Below are 15071 nucleotides of genomic sequence, written 5' to 3'. Positions count from 1 at the left end.
GCCCAGGATGCAGTCATCAGCCCGCCAGTTCCACCAGCACGGGGGCGTGGTCCGAAGCGCCCTTGCCCTTGCGTTCCTCGCGGTCGATCGAAGCGCCGGTGACGCGTGCGGCCAGGGCGGGGGAGGCCAGGATGAAGTCGATCCGCATGCCTTCTTTTTTAGGGAACCGCAGCTGCGTGTAGTCCCAGTAGGTGTAGACACCGGGGCCGGGGGTGTAGGGGCGCACCACGTCGGTGTAGCCGGCCGCTTCGAACGCGTGGAACGCCTCCCGCTCCGGCGGGCTGACGTGCGTGGACCGGTTGTTGATGAACAAATCGATGTCCCAGACGTCCTCGTCGAAAGGTGCGATGTTCCAGTCGCCCATCAAAGCCACCTGCGCCTGGGGATTCTCTTCGACGAGCCCTTGGGCGTGCGTCTTCAGGCTTTCCAGCCACTTGAGCTTGTACGGCATGTGCTCGTCGTCCAGGGAACGGCCGTTGGGGACGTAAAGGCTCCAGATGCGGACGCCGCCGCAGGTTGCAGCCATTGCGCGGGCTTCCTGCACGGGATCCTTGCCGGCCTTGCCGAACGAGGGCTGGTCCAGGAACGTCCGCTCCACGTCCTCCAGCCCCACCCGGGAAGCGATGGCCACGCCGTTCCACTGGTTCACCCCGAAGTGGGCCACCTCGTAGCCCATCCGTTCAAAGAGCTCCCACGGGAAGTTGTCGTCCTTGCACTTGGTCTCCTGGATGGCCAGGACGTCGCAGTCGCTGCGCTGGAGCCAGGCTTCAACGCGGTCGGCGCGGGCACGGAGCGAGTTCACATTCCAGGTAGCTATCTTCACGGTTCCTAACTTACCTTGGCAGCCGCACGCGGGGTAAAGCCCCGGAGGGCCCCGGCCCACAACATCCGTTGCGGTTGGTTCCGGGCAGGAAAGGGCGGGTATATTCGCAACAGAATGACCTGGATCACTCATCCGGCCACCATGCGAAGGAGCGCCCAGCCGATGACCGCAGCCACGGGCAACACAACGGACAGCGCGGCAGGGAGCGGAGGTGCGGACGTTCTCTTTGAACGCCGCGGCCGGCTCGGCGTGGTCACCCTCAACCGGCCCCGGGCCGTCAACGCACTCACCGCCGGCATGGTGGACCTGCTCCTGCGGAAGCTCACCGCATGGGCAGGGGACGACGCCGTGGCCGCCGTCCTGGTCCAGGGCGCCGGGGAGCGGGGACTCTGCGCGGGCGGCGACATTGTGGCCATCTACCAGGACATGCTGCACGGCGGAAATGAAACGGCCCATTTCTGGCAGACGGAGTACCGCGTGAACTCGCTGATTGCCCGGTACCCCAAACCGTACGTTGCCCTCATGGACGGGCTGGTCCTTGGCGGCGGGGTGGGCGTCTCGGCGCACGGGGATGTCCGCGTGGTCACCGAGCGGACCAGGATGGGGATGCCGGAGACCACCATTGGGTTTGCGCCCGACGTCGGCGGGACCTTCCTGCTTTCCCACGCACCAGGCGAAGCGGGAACCCATGCGGCGCTGACCGGAGCACACCTCGGGGCAGCGGATGCCTTGTTCCTTGGCCTCGCCGACCATTATGTTCCCTCGCACTCACTGCCCGGCCTCGTGGCCGCGCTGGAGAACGAAAGCACGGAGGACGCCGTCGCCCGCTACGCTGGGCAGCCCCCTGCCTCCGTGCTGGCCGGGCAGCATGAGTGGATCGATGCCTGCTACGCCTCCGACGATGCAGAAGAAATCGTTACCCGCCTACGCGGCTGGACCGGGCCCGGACGTGATGAAGCCACGGACGCGGCGGACACGATCGAAGCCAAGTCACCCACCTCGGTCAAGGTCACCCTGGCCTCCCTGCGGCGTGCCGCCAGCCTGACCCTGGATGAAGCCCTGGCCCAGGAGTACCGGGCAGGAATCCGTTTCCTGGCCGGACCTGATTTCCGCGAGGGGATCCGCGCCCAGGTAGTGGACAAGGACAGGAACCCGCAGTGGAAACCTGCCACGCTGGCCGAGGTGCTTCCCGGGCAGGTGGACAGGTTCTTCCAGCCCCTGGAGGGTGGGGAACTGGACCTGCAGCAACAGCCGGACCTGCAGATGAAGGAGGCGGACCATGCCTGACCTGAGCCGTGTTGCGTTCCTGGGCCTCGGACACATGGGCAGTCCCATGGCCCTGAATCTGGTCCGGGCAGGTTACCGGGTGACCGGTTTCGACGTGGTGCCCGCAGCCCTCCAAAACGCGCAGGCGCAGGGTGTCCCGGTAGCGGTGAGCGCCATCGAGGCGGTGGCCGGCGCCGATGTGGTCCTGACCATGTTCCCCAGCGGCCGGCACGTCCTGGACGCCTATCGGGGCGGCACTGATGAACCCGGCCTGCTGGCCGCGGCGCCCCCTGGAACGATGTTCCTGGACTGCTCCACTATCAATGTGGACGAGGCCCGGGAAGCCGCCCGCCTGGCCGTTGCAGCGGGCCATCGCTCCGTTGATGCCCCCGTTTCCGGCGGCGTGGTGGGGGCCGAAGCAGGCACCCTGACGTTCATGGCCGGCGGTGACGGGGCTGACTTTGAGGCCGTGCGGCCGCTCCTGGAGGTCATGGGCAAGCGGGTGGTGCACTGCGGCAGCCACGGAGCCGGCCAGGCTGCCAAGATCTGCAACAACCTCATCCTGGGCGTCTCCATGATCGCGGTCAGCGAGGCTTTCGTGCTCGGCGAGAAGCTGGGCCTGACCCACCAGGCCCTGTTCGACGTCGCATCCGCAGCATCCGGCCAATGCTGGGCGCTGACCACCAACTGCCCCGTGCCCGGACCGGTTCCCACCAGTCCCGCCAACAGGGATTACCAGCCGGGCTTTGCCGCGGCGCTCATGGCCAAGGACCTCAATCTGGCAGTTAACGCCCTCCACGGTACGGGGGTGGCGGGCCGAATGGGGGCGCTCGCCGCGCAGATCTACGATAGGTTTGCCGCGGAAGGCGGCGCGGGCCGCGACTTCTCAGCCATCATCACAGACATCCGTGTCGCATCCGGGCAGCATGCCGCGGATACGGCGGCGGGGGAGCGCAGGGGTACGCAGTTGCCGGACCGGCGCCGGACCACAACAGCACACGACGACGGGAGCCCCGAATGACCGAGTACGCCAACATCCTGGTGGAGCAGCAGGGCAGGGTAGGGCTCGTGACTTTGAACCGGCCCTCGGCGCTGAACGCGCTGAACAAGGCCACCATGGAGGAGTTGGTGGCCGCCGTGACCGCCATGGATTCCGATCCCGGCGTGGGCGCGGTGGTGATCACGGGTTCGAACAAGGCCTTCGCGGCAGGAGCCGACATCAGGGAGATGGCGGACCAGGGCTACATGGACATGTACGCGGCGGACTGGTTCCGGGGCTGGGAGGACTTCACCCGCCTCCGGATTCCCACCATCGCTGCGGTATCGGGGTTTGCCCTGGGTGGCGGCTGCGAACTGGCAATGATGTGCGACCTCATCATTGCCGGCGACAACGCCAAGTTCGGCCAGCCCGAAATCAACCTCGCAGTGCTCCCGGGCATGGGCGGATCGCAACGGCTCACCCGGGCTGTGGGGAAGGCGAAGGCCATGGACCTGATCCTTACCGGCAGGTTCCTTGACGCGGAGGAAGCAGACCGGTGCGGCCTGGTGTCCCGGGTGGTTCCGGCGGCGGATGTAGTGTCCGAGGCACTCAAGGTGGCCGAAGGGATTGCCGCAAAATCAAAGCCTGCGGCGATGGCTGCGAAGGAGGCCGTCAACGCCGCTTTCGAAACCGGTCTGGCCCAGGGGGTCCTGTTCGAGCGGCGGCTCTTCCACTCCCTGTTCGCCACCGAGGACCAGAAAGAAGGCATGGCGGCCTTCGCCGAGAAGCGGCAGCCTGAGTTCAAGCACCGTTAACACCGGCGCGGGGACCTGCAGGGCACGCAGCCTGCGCCCCGTAAGGTAGATATGACGCGCCACCAGGCGGCCAGGCGATGCAGCGGAACGGGACGGGCATATGTGGACAATCATGACCGGTGCAGCCAGCCCCACCGAGGGACTCACAGGGCTCGTGGGCTTTGCGGCGAGGGCCATCGACACCTTGGGCGAGTGGGGCGTTGGCGGCTTCACACTTGCGGAAACGGTGGTGCCTCCGATCCCCAGTGAGGTGATCCTCCCCCTGGCGGGCTACCTCGCCAAGCAGGGCTCCCTGAACCTCCTCCTCGTCTTTGCCACCAGCACCTTTGGTGCATATCTGGGCGCACTGCTGCTCTACTGGCTCGGCGCCAAACTGGGACTGGAGCGGTCCATCCGGTGGTTGTCGAAACTGCCCCTGGTTGACCGCGAAGACTTCGAGCACGCGGCGGGCTGGTTCCGCCGCCACGGCAGGTCGTCCATCTTCTTCGGCCGCCTGTTGCCCGGGGTCCGCAGCCTCATCTCCCTGCCGGCGGGAGCGGCAGCCATGCCCCTGGCAACCTTCAGCCTGTTCACCCTTGCCGGCAGCGGGCTTTGGAACGGCGCCCTCATCGGCCTGGGCTACCTCCTGGGCACCCAGTACCGGCTCATCGAGGAGTACTCCCGGTTCCTGAACTATGCCGTCTACGCTGCGTTGGCCGTTGCCGTGGTCCTGCTGGTGGTCCGGCGGACCAAGCGGGCCAAGGCCGGTCGAGCCGACACCAGGCGCTGAGGCCCGGCGACAGGAAGGTTGTGGCGGGCTGCGGCTGCCGATATCATCGCACTGGTAAGCCTACTTAGTGTTTTTGTCTGCGCCCGAAGGGGCGCGGGACGGAGGCGGGATGCGGGTCAAGAAGGCAGTGGTGGTCATCACCGGAGCCTCGAGCGGCATCGGCCGTGCAACAGCGCTCAAATTCGCGGATAAGGGCGCCCGGCTGGTCCTTGCCGCGCGGAGCGCCGGCGCCTTGGAAAGCCTGGTGCATGAGGTGAGGAAGCGGGGAGGCAAGGCTATCGCCGTTCCCACGGACGTCACCGACGCCGCGAGCGTGGATGCGCTGGCGGCCCGGGCGGTGGAGGAGTTCGGGCGCCTGGACGTGTGGGTGAACAATGCCGCCATCGGTGTCTTTGGCCGGATCACTGACGTTCCCCTGGCCGATATCCGGCGTGTGCTGGACGTAAACATTGGCGGATACATCCACGGTGCACGCGCCGCCCTGCCCCGGCTCCGGGCACAGGGGTCGGGAGTGCTGATCAACGTCGCGTCCATCGTGGGCGAGATCTCCCAGCCCTATACCGCGGCCTACTCCATGTCCAAAGCCGCGGTGCGTGCCCTCAGCGTGAGTATCCGGTCCGAGCTTCAGCTGGACGGAATGCGGAAGGTGAAGGTCTGCACTGTACTGCCTGCAGCCATCGACACCCCGTTTTTCCAGCACGCTGCCAACTACACCGGGCGGAAAGTGGTGGCCATGCCACCGGTCTATACCCCGGAACGGGTGGCTGGAACGATCGTCAGCCTTGCCGCCAGGCCCCGCCGGGAAGCCATTGTGGGCCCCGCCGGCCGCCTGATGGTCCTCCAGCACAAGGTCACGCCGGCCAAGGTTGAAGCGGCCATGGCCGTGCAGGTGGACAAGACCCACCTGTCCCGGAACGCACCGGCAGCGGCTTCCACGGGAACCCTGTACGAGCCGTCAGGCCACAGCAGCAAGGCCTCCGTCAGCGGCGGCTGGCAGGGGAAACGGCGGACGGCGTGGCGCAGGATGGCTGCTGCAGGCACGTTGGCGGGCGCCGCCGTCGTACTCTGGAGCCCGGCGCTGAGACGGTGTGGAGCCGCAGGCGCTGACGCGCCGCAGCCTCCGCCCTAAAGGTACTTCTCCGCGAAACTGCGAAGCGCAGTCCGAACGAAGCCCGCCCCCTCCGCTCCGCCGTAATTGGCGGCGAAGCGTGCGTCTTCCACGTACATGTCCGCCAGCCCAAGGACGTACGCCCTGGTGTCGCTGCCACTGGCGGCGGGGGTTCCAGGGATGGACTGCAGCCAGTCGACGTGCCGCTTTGCCAACTCCCGGGCTTCGGGACCGTCCGGAGCAACTCCAGAGCCGGCCGCAGCCGTCCAGTCCCGGCCAAGGGCCTCCACCTTTGACTTCCATTCCCGTTTTTGGGCCGCATCCATGCCGCGCCACCACGAGTCCGACGCCGCGTAAGCGTCCTTGCCCCAGCGTTCCTCGACCTCATCCTTGTACTGGGTGTGGTCAAAGCCTTCGAACATGTCCTCTGCCATGAGCTGGCCTCCTGCCCTTACTGTTTCGATTGTTTGCCGCACTGACTGCGCCTGCCGGGCCAGCCGCTGCTGCTCCTCGCCGAGCCATGCGAGATGGCGGGTGAGCGCGGCGACGGGATCGGCCTGGTGATGGAAGACCTCCGCGATGGCCGGCAGGCCCAGGCCCAGCTCCCTCAGCAAGAGGATGCGCTGCAGCTGCAGGAGGGCGGCGCCGTCGTAATAGCGGTAACCGTTGCCGCCCACCCGGCTGGGCTTCAGCAGGCCGACGTCGTCGTAATGCCGGAGCGTGCGGCTGGTGGTGCCGGCGATCCTGGCCACGTCCTGGATGGACCAGTCCCTACCGGTGCCCTGGGTATCTTCCATGCTCCGAGATTAGGGGTTGACGCTGCGTCAAGGTCAAGGTCAAGGTCAAGGTCAAGGTCACGGTCACGGGTGCCCGAGTGTCAACGGGCGTGCCGGTCACGGGGCGAGCGGCGCCTGGCCTGGGCTACCAGGCGCGTGAAAGCGAAAACAAAGACTGCCTCGAACAGCAGCATGAGGCCTGTCAGCAGCCATTGCTGCCGGCTGATGAAGACAATGCATCCGGTCAGGGCCAGGATCGTTCCCAGCGCCAGCGCGTAAACGGCAAAGCCGACGGCGACCCGGGCGCTGCGTACCCCGGTACGGAAGCCGAAGCCGTGCGGTTCCCCGCCGGGTTGGCCCGGCACACGGTCTGGCGCGGCGGGACCCAGCGCGTCAAACTCCTCCCACGGATCCCTGTCCTGGTCCTGTCCGGTCATGAATCAATTATCCCAAACCTGAAACCGCAGAGCGCTGCCGCACAAAAAACAGCGGCCTCTCCAACCTGTGTTGGAGAGGCCGCTGGATGGGGTCCCGGCATTTGCCAGTGGCCGCCGAAGACTTAGAGCGGGCGGATGTTCTCTGCTTGCGGGCCCTTGGGGCCCTGGGTCACATCGAATTCGACCTTCTGGTTCTCGTCCAGTGAGCGGTAGCCGCTGCTGGAGATTGCCGAGTAGTGGGCGAAAACGTCAGCGGACCCGTCATCGGGGGCAATGAAGCCAAAACCCTTTTCGGCGTTGAACCATTTAACTGTGCCTGTTGCCATGGCTGAATTCCTTCATGTGACTCTGATTCTCTCCCCGGGGATCATCCCGGAGTGCGCGGGAGTTAGTCCCCGCAGTCCCCAACGTACGGGGCGCGGGGCTTAGGTGCAAGGGTATGGGCCATAAAGCGCGTTTATCGCATGCCCTCGCGGCGGATCGCGATGGCAATGGCGGCGGCCCTGGGGTCCACTCCGGGCCGGGCGCAGATGTGTGCCAGATGGGTCTTTACGGTGGCCTCAGAGACATCGAGTCGCCGGCCGAGTTCCGGGCCACACTGGCCCAGTTTTTCTCCGGGGTGCGGGAACGCAGTAAGGGCTGCCGCACCCTGTGGACCTAAAACCGGGCCATTCTGTCAGGAACTAGACGGCTTCAAGCACGCTGACGTAGTTTGCGATGCCCACGCCGCCCATGTTTTGCACTGCCGCGCGTTGCGGTGCTGCCAGCTGCATGTCCCCGGCGGTGCCCGTGAGCTGCATCGCCGCTATGACGTGCTGCGAGACGCCGGTGGCACCCACCGGGTGGCCCTTGGCCTTCAGCCCGCCCGAGACGTTGATGGGAAGCTTGCCATCCTTGAACACCCAGCCTTCCCTGACCGCGCGGGAGCCCTGGCCCGGTTCGGTCAGCCCGATGGCTTCGTTCATGAGCAGCTCAGCGATGGTGAAGCAGTCATGCACCTCGGCGAAGTCCAGGTCTTCCAGGCCGACGCCAGCCATCGCCAGGGCACGCTGCCACGAAACGCGCGTGGCCTCGAAGGCCGTGGGGTCGCGGCGGTCGGTGGGGAAGAAGTCATTGGCCTGGCCGAAGCCGGCCAGGCGCACCGGGGCGGTGGCACCGCGGGTAGCGGAGGTGGACAGCACGACGGCGGCGGCACCGTCGGACACGGGGGAGCAGTCGGTGCGGCGCAGGGGATCGGCGACCATCGGGTTCTTGTCCGAGACCGTCCGGCAGAACTCCTCGCCGAGGTCCTTGCGGAGCTGGGCGTACGGGTTGTCCACGCCGTTGCGGTGGTTCTTCGCCGCGATCGTGCCCAGCACATCGGAAACCGGCCCGTACCGCTTCTCGTAGTGCTTTGCCACTTCGGCGAAGAGGCCGGTGAAGCCGGTGATGGAGGGCTTGCCGGCCATGTCGTAGTCCGCCCCGAGCAGGGCGGCGCCCACTACTTCAGCCCCCGCGTGGGTCATCTTCTCGGCGCCGATCACCAGGACCGTCTTGGCTGTGCCGGCGAGCAGTGACTTGGCGCCCTGCTGGAACGCGGCCGAGCCGGAGGCGCACGCGTTCTCCACCCGGGTGGAGGGCACGTTGGCCAGGTCCGGTGAGACCTGCAGGGCCAGCGAGGACGGAAACGCCAGCGGCATCATCCCGGAATTGAACTGGCCCAGGTAGATTTCATCGATCTGCCCGGGTTCGATCCCTGCGTTGCCGATCGCCTCTGCAGCCACCTGGACGATGAGGGACTCGAGCGTCTCTTCCGTGAGTTTCCCGAACCGGCTGTGGCCCCAGCCGGTGAGCAGGACATCCTTGCCGAACTGGTCTTTGAGGCTCATGCCGTGGCTCCTTCGAAGGTTGACGTTGGGGCGAGGGAGGGATCGATGGCGAACTCCGCTTCCGTTTTCCCTCGGATCTCCTCCACCGTGACCCCCGGAGCCAGCCGGGTCAGCGTGAGCTGCCGCCCGCCGTCGTCTGCTTTGTAAAGATCGAAGACCGCAAGGTCGCTGATGATCCGGTCCACGCAGCTGAGCCCCGTCAACGGCAGGGTGCACTCGCGCACGATCTTGGCGGTGCCGTCCTTGGCGTTGTGCTCGGTGAGGACCACCACGCGCGGGGTGCCGGCCACCAGGTCCATGGCGCCGCCCATGCCCTTGACCATCTTGCCCGGGATGGTCCAGTTGGCCAGGTCGCCGTTGCCGGAGACCTGCATGGCCCCCAGGATGGCCACCTTGACGTGCCCGCCGCGGATCATGCCGAACGAGGTGGCGGAGTCGAAGATACTCCCGCCGGGCAGCACCGTGACGGTCTGCTTGCCGGCGTTGATCAGGTCCGCGTCCTCCTCGCCCTCGTAGGGGAACGGACCCATCCCCAGCAACCCGTTCTCGCTCTGCAGGACCACCCGCACGCCCTCGGGCAGGTTGTTGGCCACAAGCGTGGGGATACCGATTCCCAGGTTCACGTAGTCGCCATCGTTCAGTTCCTCGGCCGCTATGGCAGCCATTTCATCCCTGGTCCATCCCATGGGGTGTCTCCTTCAATCTCTTTTGCTGTACTCAGTTGGGTATTACCGGCGGCACGAACTCAAACGTCATCCCCAGCAGCCAGGCAAGCAGCAGGACCACCGGCAGGTGGAACAGGAACTGCTGGAACGTGAAGCCCACCAGGTCCCTGGCACGCAGGCCCAGCACGGCCAGCAGCGGCAGCATGAAGAACGGGTTGATGAGGTTGGGCAGCGCCTCGGCCATGTTGTAGATCTGCACGGTCCAGCCAAGGTTCATGTTCACGTCCGTGGCGGACTGCATGACGTACGGTGCTTCAACCAGCCACTTTCCGCCGCCGGACGGAACGAACATGCCCAGAAGGGCTGTGTAGATGGCGATGATGACGGCGAACGCCCCGTTGCCGCCGATGCTGGTGAAGAAGTGTGCCAGGTGCTCGGACACCGAGAGGCCGCCTGCGCCGGTGGCTTTGGTCAGGATGGCTGCCATCGCGGCATAGAGCGGGAACTGGACCAGGATGCCTGCCGTTGCCGGCACGGCCCTGGTGACCGACTGGAGGAACTTGCGCGGGGTTCCGTGCAGCACCAGCCCCAGCATCAGGAAGACCAGCAGGTACCCGTTGAGTGAACTGACCACGCTCAGGATGGGCAGGGTCAGCAGTTGGGATACCAGCCAGCCCAGGGTCAGTACTCCGGCCAGGATGGGCAGGACCCTGCTGTATTCGAGCCATTCCCCGGGCCGGGATTTTTCGGCCGGCGGCTCGGGCTGGTCATCAAGGTCGACGCCGAGATCGGCCGCCGTCTTGACGGCGCCTCCGGTCGGGGCGGAGAAGTGGGCGATGACGGTGGTCAGCAGCATCAGGATGACCAGGGTCAGCAGGGACTGCCAGGTGAAGATGGTGGTGCCGAAGTCCAGGACGCCGGTGATTTTCAGCAGCGCCGGCGGAATGGAGGCCTTTGTCGCCTGGAGCTGGGCCGCCGAGGAGGACATGCCCAACGCCCAGACTGCGCCCAGGCCCATGAAGGCCGCTGCGCCGAGGGCCCGGTAATCGACGTTCAGGTCCCCCCGCCGGGCCACGGCACGAGCCAGGAGCCCGCCGAAGATCAGGCTCAGACCCCAGTTCACGAATGACACCGACATGGACATCACGGCCACGAAGCTGACAGCGGCGCGTGCGGAGCTCGGAACCTGTGCCAGCCGGTCAATCAGGCGGGCCACGGGCGGCGAGGTTGCCACAACGTAGCCGGTCAGCACTACCATTGCCATCTGCAGGGTGAAGGCGGTGAGGTCCCAGAACCCGTTGCCGAAGGAATCCACCACAGCCTTGGGTGAGGCGCCGATGGCGAGGGCTGCGATGGCCACCAGCAGCACGCCTGCCAGGGCAAAGATGTAGGCATCCGGGAACCACTTCTGCGTCCACCCGGCCAGCTTTTCAGCCATCCGGGCTAGACCCTTCTGGCGGACATCCTGGTCGTTCAGCTGCATGCTGCTCATGACGGTGTTTCTCTCCATTGAGTGATGTTCTTGCTGTTTGGGCTGGCATGGATGTGGCGGTCAGGCGGAGACGAGGCCGGCGCGCTGCCGGACGGTCCGCTGCTCGATGTCCTTGACCCGGCCCGTGGCCTGCACCAGGCACTGGACAAAGACCCCTGGGGTGACGATGTGGTTCGGGTCCAGCCGGCCGGGCTCCACAACCACTTCGGCCTCGGCGATGGTCAGGATGCCGGCCGTGGCCACTACCGGGTTGAAGTTCCTGGCCGTGTAACGGTAAACGAGGTTCCCGTCCGTGTCCGCAGTGTGGGCGTGGACCAGCGCGACGTCGGCCCGGATAGCGCGCTCCCGGACGTACGTTTCGCCGTCGAACACCTCGTGCGGCTTGCCTTCGGCAACCAGGGTGCCCACACCGGTCTTGGTGTAAAAGGCCGGGATGCCGGCCCCGCCGGCGCGAAGCCGCTCAGCCAGCGTGCCCTGGGGGGTGAATTCCACCTCCAGCCTGCCGGCAAGGTACTGCTCAGCAAACAGCTTGTTTTCGCCCACGTACGAGGCGATCACCTTGCGGACCTGGCCTGCCTCGATCAGGATGCCCAGCCCCTTGCCGTCCACACCCATGTTGTTGGACACCACGGTAAGGTCCCGTACCCCGGAATCACGGACAGCTTCGATCAGGTCGGCCGGAATGCCGCTCAGGCCAAACCCGCCTACGGCGAGAACGATGCCGTCCTGCAGGGCCCCGTCCAGGGCGGTGGCGGCAGAAACCTGGAGTTTCTTCATGACGTCTCCTCGTTGAGCGCGACGGCGTCCACTTAGTGGACGCCGGGGATCCGAGTTTGGAGACTACGGGCGTAAGGCGGAGAGTGTCAAGAATCACTACTGCACGCCCTACAGTATGGACAGTAGGGTGGAATGTATCCATATTGTGGACAAAGGAGGGGTTATGGCAGCCACGCCGGTTCAGGGCGCCCAGGTGGTAATGCGGATCGCCGGGCTGCTGCGGCTGGTGGGCCGGAGCGCGGAGGGGGTGCCGCTCGCGGACCTCGTGCGGGAATCGGGGCTGACGCGCCCCACGGTGCACCGGCTCCTGACCTCCCTTGCCGTGGAAGGCCTGCTGGACCACGACCCCATCACGGGCAACTGGGTGCTGGGCCCGGAGATCCTGCTGATGGGCTCAGTCGCTTCGGCACGGTTCCCCTTGGAGGACATCGCGCGGCCAAGCCTCCGCCGGCTGGCCCAGGCCACAGGGGAGAGCGCCTTCTTCTCCATCCGCCGTGGTACCGAGACGGTATGCCTGCTGCGCGAGGAGGGAAGCTTCCCGGTCCGCTCCTTCGTCCTGCACGAGGGCGTTAGGTTCCCTCTGGGGGTCGCCTCGGCGGGGACGGCCATCATGGCTTTCCTTCCGGAAAGCGAGCAGGAGGAGTTGCTGGGCGGCTGGGCTGAACACGCAGGAGTCTTTGCCGCAAACCACACTCCCGAGCTGGTGCGGAAGAACCTGGCCCGGACCCGGCTGGCCGGCTACTCCGTCAATCCCGGGCTGGTCCTGGAGGGAAGCTGGGGGATGGGTGCTGCGGTGTTCGACCGTTCCGGGAAGCCCGCCTGGGCGTTGTCATTAACGGGCATCGAACCGCGCTTCAAGCCCGAACGGCAGGAGGAGCTGGGCGGCCTGCTGATGGCGGAGGCACACCGGATCACGCAGCAGATCGGCGGGGGCGGCGCAGGCCGGCGGCGGACCCGCTGAGTCTCCCCGGCTTTGGCCGCGCACGACGACGGCGCGCCGCCCCTTCTGGTGCGACGCGCCGTCGTACTCCCCAAAGGTGGGGAAATCCAGCGCCGGGTGCCGGCTTACAGGCCCGCGCGGGGCTCCTCCGGGCCCTGGTCCTTCCACCATGTGTCAAAGATGCTCACCGGCACGGTGCGCTTGTGGCGGGTCCGGAGGTACTTCTGCTCGATCGACTCCGCAACGGCGTCCGGAACCTCCCGGCCCTCGAGGTAGTCGTCGATCTGGTCGTAGCTGAGGCCCAGTTCGTCCTCGTCCGTACGGCCCGGCCGGTCATCGAGCAGGTCGGCGGTGGGCACCTTCTCCCAAACGCGCGCGGGCGCGCCAAGCTCAGCCAGCAGGGCCCGGTTCTGCCGCTTGTTGAGGCCGAACAGGGGCAGGATGTCTGCCCCGCCGTCGCCGTACTTGGTGAAGAAGCCGGTGACGGATTCGGCGCCGTGGTCCGTGCCGATCACGAGGTAGTTGAATTCCCCGGCGAGCGCGTACTGGGCGATCATCCGGGTGCGGGCCTTGGTGTTGCCCTTGTGGAAATCGGAAATTTCGGAACCTGCCGTCTTCTCGAACTCATCTTCGAAACCGTCCACGGCGGCAGAAATGTTGAACGTCCATTCCGTCTTGGCCTTGATGAAGTCCAGGGCCGCCTGGGCGTCCTCCTCGTCGTGCTGGACGCCGTACGGCAGGCGGACGGCCACGAAGTTGGCCTCAACGCCCTCGGCCTCAAGCTCGTCCACCGCCAGCTGTGCAAGCTTTCCGGCAAGGGAGGAATCCAGTCCGCCGGAGATGCCCAGGACAAAGCCCTTGGTGTGGGTGGCCTTCAGGTATTCCTTGAGGAATGTGACGCGTTTGCGCACCTCCCCTGCGGGATCGATCCGGGGCTGAACGCCCATTTCTTCAATGATCTTGGCCTGGAGTTCGCGCATGTGGTCCAGCCTAGCCAGCAGTGTCAACAACCCTCAACTGTTCCGGGCACCCGTTGCGCGGCGTAGCGTAACTGCATGGAACGGACGGGATGTGCCGTGGTGGGCGGGGGCCCGGCGGGAATAATGCTGGGCCTGCTGCTGGCGCGGGCCGGGGTGCAGGTGGCGGTCCTGGAGAAGCACCGCGACTTCCTGCGGGACTTCCGCGGCGACACGGTGCACGCGTCCACCATCAGGCTGATCGATGAACTGGGCCTTGGCGCCGGATTCCGCAGCCTGCCGCAAAGCCGGCTGAACAACGTTGCCATTCCGGTCCCTGGAGCCGGGCTGGTCACCCTTGCGGCATTCGATTCCTTGAAGCCCCCGTACAACTACGTTGCAATGATGCCCCAGTGGGACTTCCTCGATTTCCTCGCTTCGGCCGCCGCGGCGGAGCCGACGTTCACGCTGCTGATGGAAACTGAGGCCACAGGCCTGGAGTTCGACGGCGGACGCGTCACCGGTGTGCGCTACCGGGCCACCGGCGACACCGGTCCGGGCGTGGAACAGGTGCTGCACGCCGAGGTCGTGGTGGCCGCGGACGGCCGGCATTCGGTGCTGCGCGAGGCGGCAGGGATGCGTGCAAAGGAGTATCCGGTGCCTTTCGACACCTGGTGGTTCAGGCTCCCGCGCCTGGCCTCAGAACAGGGCGAGGTGGCGGGTGTGGTGCCCGCAATCGGGGACAGGGATGCCGTGATCGCACTCAACCGCACCGAGTACTACCAGATGGGCTATCTCGCTCCCAAGGGAGCCGACGCCAGGATCCGGGCAGGGGGCGTGGAACGGTTCCGGCAGCGCATTGCCGCCCTCCGCCCCGACCTGGCCGACCGGGTGGATTCCATCCGCAGCGTGGAGGACCTGCACTGGCTGGACGTTAAACTCAACCGCCTGCCGCGCTGGTATGTTGACGGTTTCCTCTGCATCGGGGATGCTGCGCATGCGATGTCACCGGTGGGCGGGGTGGGGATCAACCTGGCCATCCAGGACGCAGTGGCCGCCGCGGAACGGCTGGCACCCGACCTGCGCCGGGGCCATGTGCGGACCAGGACCCTTGCAGCAATCCAGCGCCGCCGCCGCATGCCCACAGTGGTGGTCCAAACCGTGCAGCGCATCATGCACCGGCTTGTGTTCGTTCCGCTCTTCGCCGGGCGGTTGTCCGGCCGGACGCTGACGGGCAAGGGGGCCCGGAACAGGTTCTCCATCCAGCGGTCGGTCTTCTTCATCCTGCGCCACAACCCCGTGGTAAGGCGTGTGCTGCCGCGCGTTGTCGCATTCGGGCCCCGCCCCGAGCATGCGCCCGGTTTTGCCCGCCCACTCACCGTCCGCCCAGCCACTAAACT

15 protein-coding genes and 2 pseudogenes are annotated in these 15071 nt (G+C 66.4%); 7 read left to right on the top strand and 10 right to left on the bottom strand.

What is annotated here, in order from left to right; translation table 11 throughout:
* Window positions 1-16 precede the first annotated feature (16 nt).
* Window positions 17-823, bottom strand: coding sequence for an exodeoxyribonuclease III (locus QFZ57_RS02280; protein WP_306628856.1), 807 nt, complete (start codon window positions 821-823; stop codon window positions 17-19).
* A 162-nt stretch (window positions 824-985) separates the two neighbouring features.
* On the opposite strand from QFZ57_RS02280, the gene QFZ57_RS02275 reads away from it, so the two are divergent.
* From QFZ57_RS02275 to QFZ57_RS02255, 5 genes are all read left to right on the top strand, one after another.
* Window positions 986-2110, top strand: coding sequence for an enoyl-CoA hydratase/isomerase family protein (locus QFZ57_RS02275; RefSeq protein ID WP_306897642.1), 1125 nt, complete (start codon window positions 986-988; stop codon window positions 2108-2110).
* The gene (gene mmsB, locus QFZ57_RS02270) at window positions 2103-3110 is read left to right on the top strand and encodes a 3-hydroxyisobutyrate dehydrogenase (protein WP_306897641.1); all 1008 of its coding nucleotides are present in this window, start codon (window positions 2103-2105) and stop codon (window positions 3108-3110) included. The genes QFZ57_RS02275 and mmsB overlap by 8 nt, the downstream gene beginning before the upstream one ends.
* Window positions 3107-3883: an enoyl-CoA hydratase gene (locus QFZ57_RS02265; protein ID WP_306628853.1), complete on the top strand. Its 777-nt coding sequence runs from the start codon at window positions 3107-3109 to the stop codon at window positions 3881-3883. The genes mmsB and QFZ57_RS02265 overlap by 4 nt, the downstream gene beginning before the upstream one ends.
* Window positions 3884-3983: 100 nt before the next feature.
* The gene (locus tag QFZ57_RS02260; protein WP_306628852.1) at window positions 3984-4652 is read left to right on the top strand and encodes a DedA family protein; all 669 of its coding nucleotides are present in this window, start codon (window positions 3984-3986) and stop codon (window positions 4650-4652) included.
* 109 nt (window positions 4653-4761) lie between these two features.
* Window positions 4762-5781, top strand: a complete 1020-nt coding sequence (locus QFZ57_RS02255) for an SDR family oxidoreductase (protein WP_306897638.1) — start codon at window positions 4762-4764, stop codon at window positions 5779-5781.
* Here QFZ57_RS02255 and QFZ57_RS02250 read toward each other — a convergent pair.
* From QFZ57_RS02250 to QFZ57_RS02215, 8 genes and pseudogenes are all read right to left on the bottom strand, one after another.
* Window positions 5778-6557: a MerR family transcriptional regulator gene (locus tag QFZ57_RS02250; protein WP_306897637.1), complete on the bottom strand. Its 780-nt coding sequence runs from the start codon at window positions 6555-6557 to the stop codon at window positions 5778-5780. The two genes, QFZ57_RS02255 and QFZ57_RS02250, sit on opposite strands and share 4 nt — an antisense overlap.
* An 80-nt stretch (window positions 6558-6637) precedes the next feature.
* Entirely contained in the window at window positions 6638-6973 is a 336-nt protein-coding gene (locus QFZ57_RS02245) for a hypothetical protein (RefSeq protein ID WP_306628849.1), read from the bottom strand.
* A gap of 122 nt (window positions 6974-7095) precedes the next feature.
* Window positions 7096-7299 (bottom strand): cold-shock protein, encoded by a 204-nt coding sequence (locus QFZ57_RS02240; protein ID WP_069950491.1) that lies wholly within the window; start codon window positions 7297-7299, stop codon window positions 7096-7098.
* Window positions 7300-7430: 131 nt separating this feature from the next.
* Window positions 7431-7559 (bottom strand): annotated as a pseudogene (locus tag QFZ57_RS02235) (DNA-binding response regulator); the annotation flags it as partial.
* 97 nt (window positions 7560-7656) lie between these two features.
* Window positions 7657-8841, bottom strand: coding sequence for an acetyl-CoA acetyltransferase (locus QFZ57_RS02230; protein ID WP_306897631.1), 1185 nt, complete (start codon window positions 8839-8841; stop codon window positions 7657-7659).
* The gene (locus QFZ57_RS02225) at window positions 8838-9527 is read right to left on the bottom strand and encodes a CoA transferase subunit B (RefSeq protein ID WP_306897630.1); all 690 of its coding nucleotides are present in this window, start codon (window positions 9525-9527) and stop codon (window positions 8838-8840) included. The genes QFZ57_RS02230 and QFZ57_RS02225 overlap by 4 nt, the downstream gene beginning before the upstream one ends.
* Window positions 9528-9558: 31 nt before the next feature.
* Window positions 9559-10998, bottom strand: coding sequence for a short-chain fatty acid transporter (locus tag QFZ57_RS02220; RefSeq protein WP_306897628.1), 1440 nt, complete (start codon window positions 10996-10998; stop codon window positions 9559-9561).
* A 60-nt stretch (window positions 10999-11058) separates the two neighbouring features.
* The gene (locus QFZ57_RS02215) at window positions 11059-11775 is read right to left on the bottom strand and encodes a CoA transferase subunit A (RefSeq protein ID WP_306897625.1); all 717 of its coding nucleotides are present in this window, start codon (window positions 11773-11775) and stop codon (window positions 11059-11061) included.
* A gap of 163 nt (window positions 11776-11938) precedes the next feature.
* Here QFZ57_RS02215 and QFZ57_RS02210 point away from each other — a divergent pair, with 163 nt between their 5' ends.
* Window positions 11939-12736 (top strand): IclR family transcriptional regulator, encoded by a 798-nt coding sequence (locus QFZ57_RS02210; RefSeq protein WP_306897622.1) that lies wholly within the window; start codon window positions 11939-11941, stop codon window positions 12734-12736.
* Between the two features lie 104 nt (window positions 12737-12840).
* Here QFZ57_RS02210 and nadE read toward each other — a convergent pair whose 3' ends face one another.
* On the bottom strand, window positions 12841-13695 hold the full coding sequence (gene nadE, locus QFZ57_RS02205) for an ammonia-dependent NAD(+) synthetase (protein WP_306897621.1): 855 nt from the start codon (window positions 13693-13695) through the stop codon (window positions 12841-12843).
* Between the two features lie 75 nt (window positions 13696-13770).
* Here nadE and QFZ57_RS02200 point away from each other — a divergent pair.
* A pseudogene (locus tag QFZ57_RS02200) lies at window positions 13771-15030 on the top strand (FAD-dependent oxidoreductase); the annotation flags it as partial.
* Window positions 15031-15071: the final 41 nt, after the last annotated feature.

This window comes from Arthrobacter sp. B1I2, from assembly GCF_030816485.1.
Lineage (GTDB): Bacteria > Actinomycetota > Actinomycetes > Actinomycetales > Micrococcaceae > Arthrobacter.
Note: the sequence above shows the minus strand (reverse complement) of the source record. Positions and strands in the feature narration are given on the sequence as shown.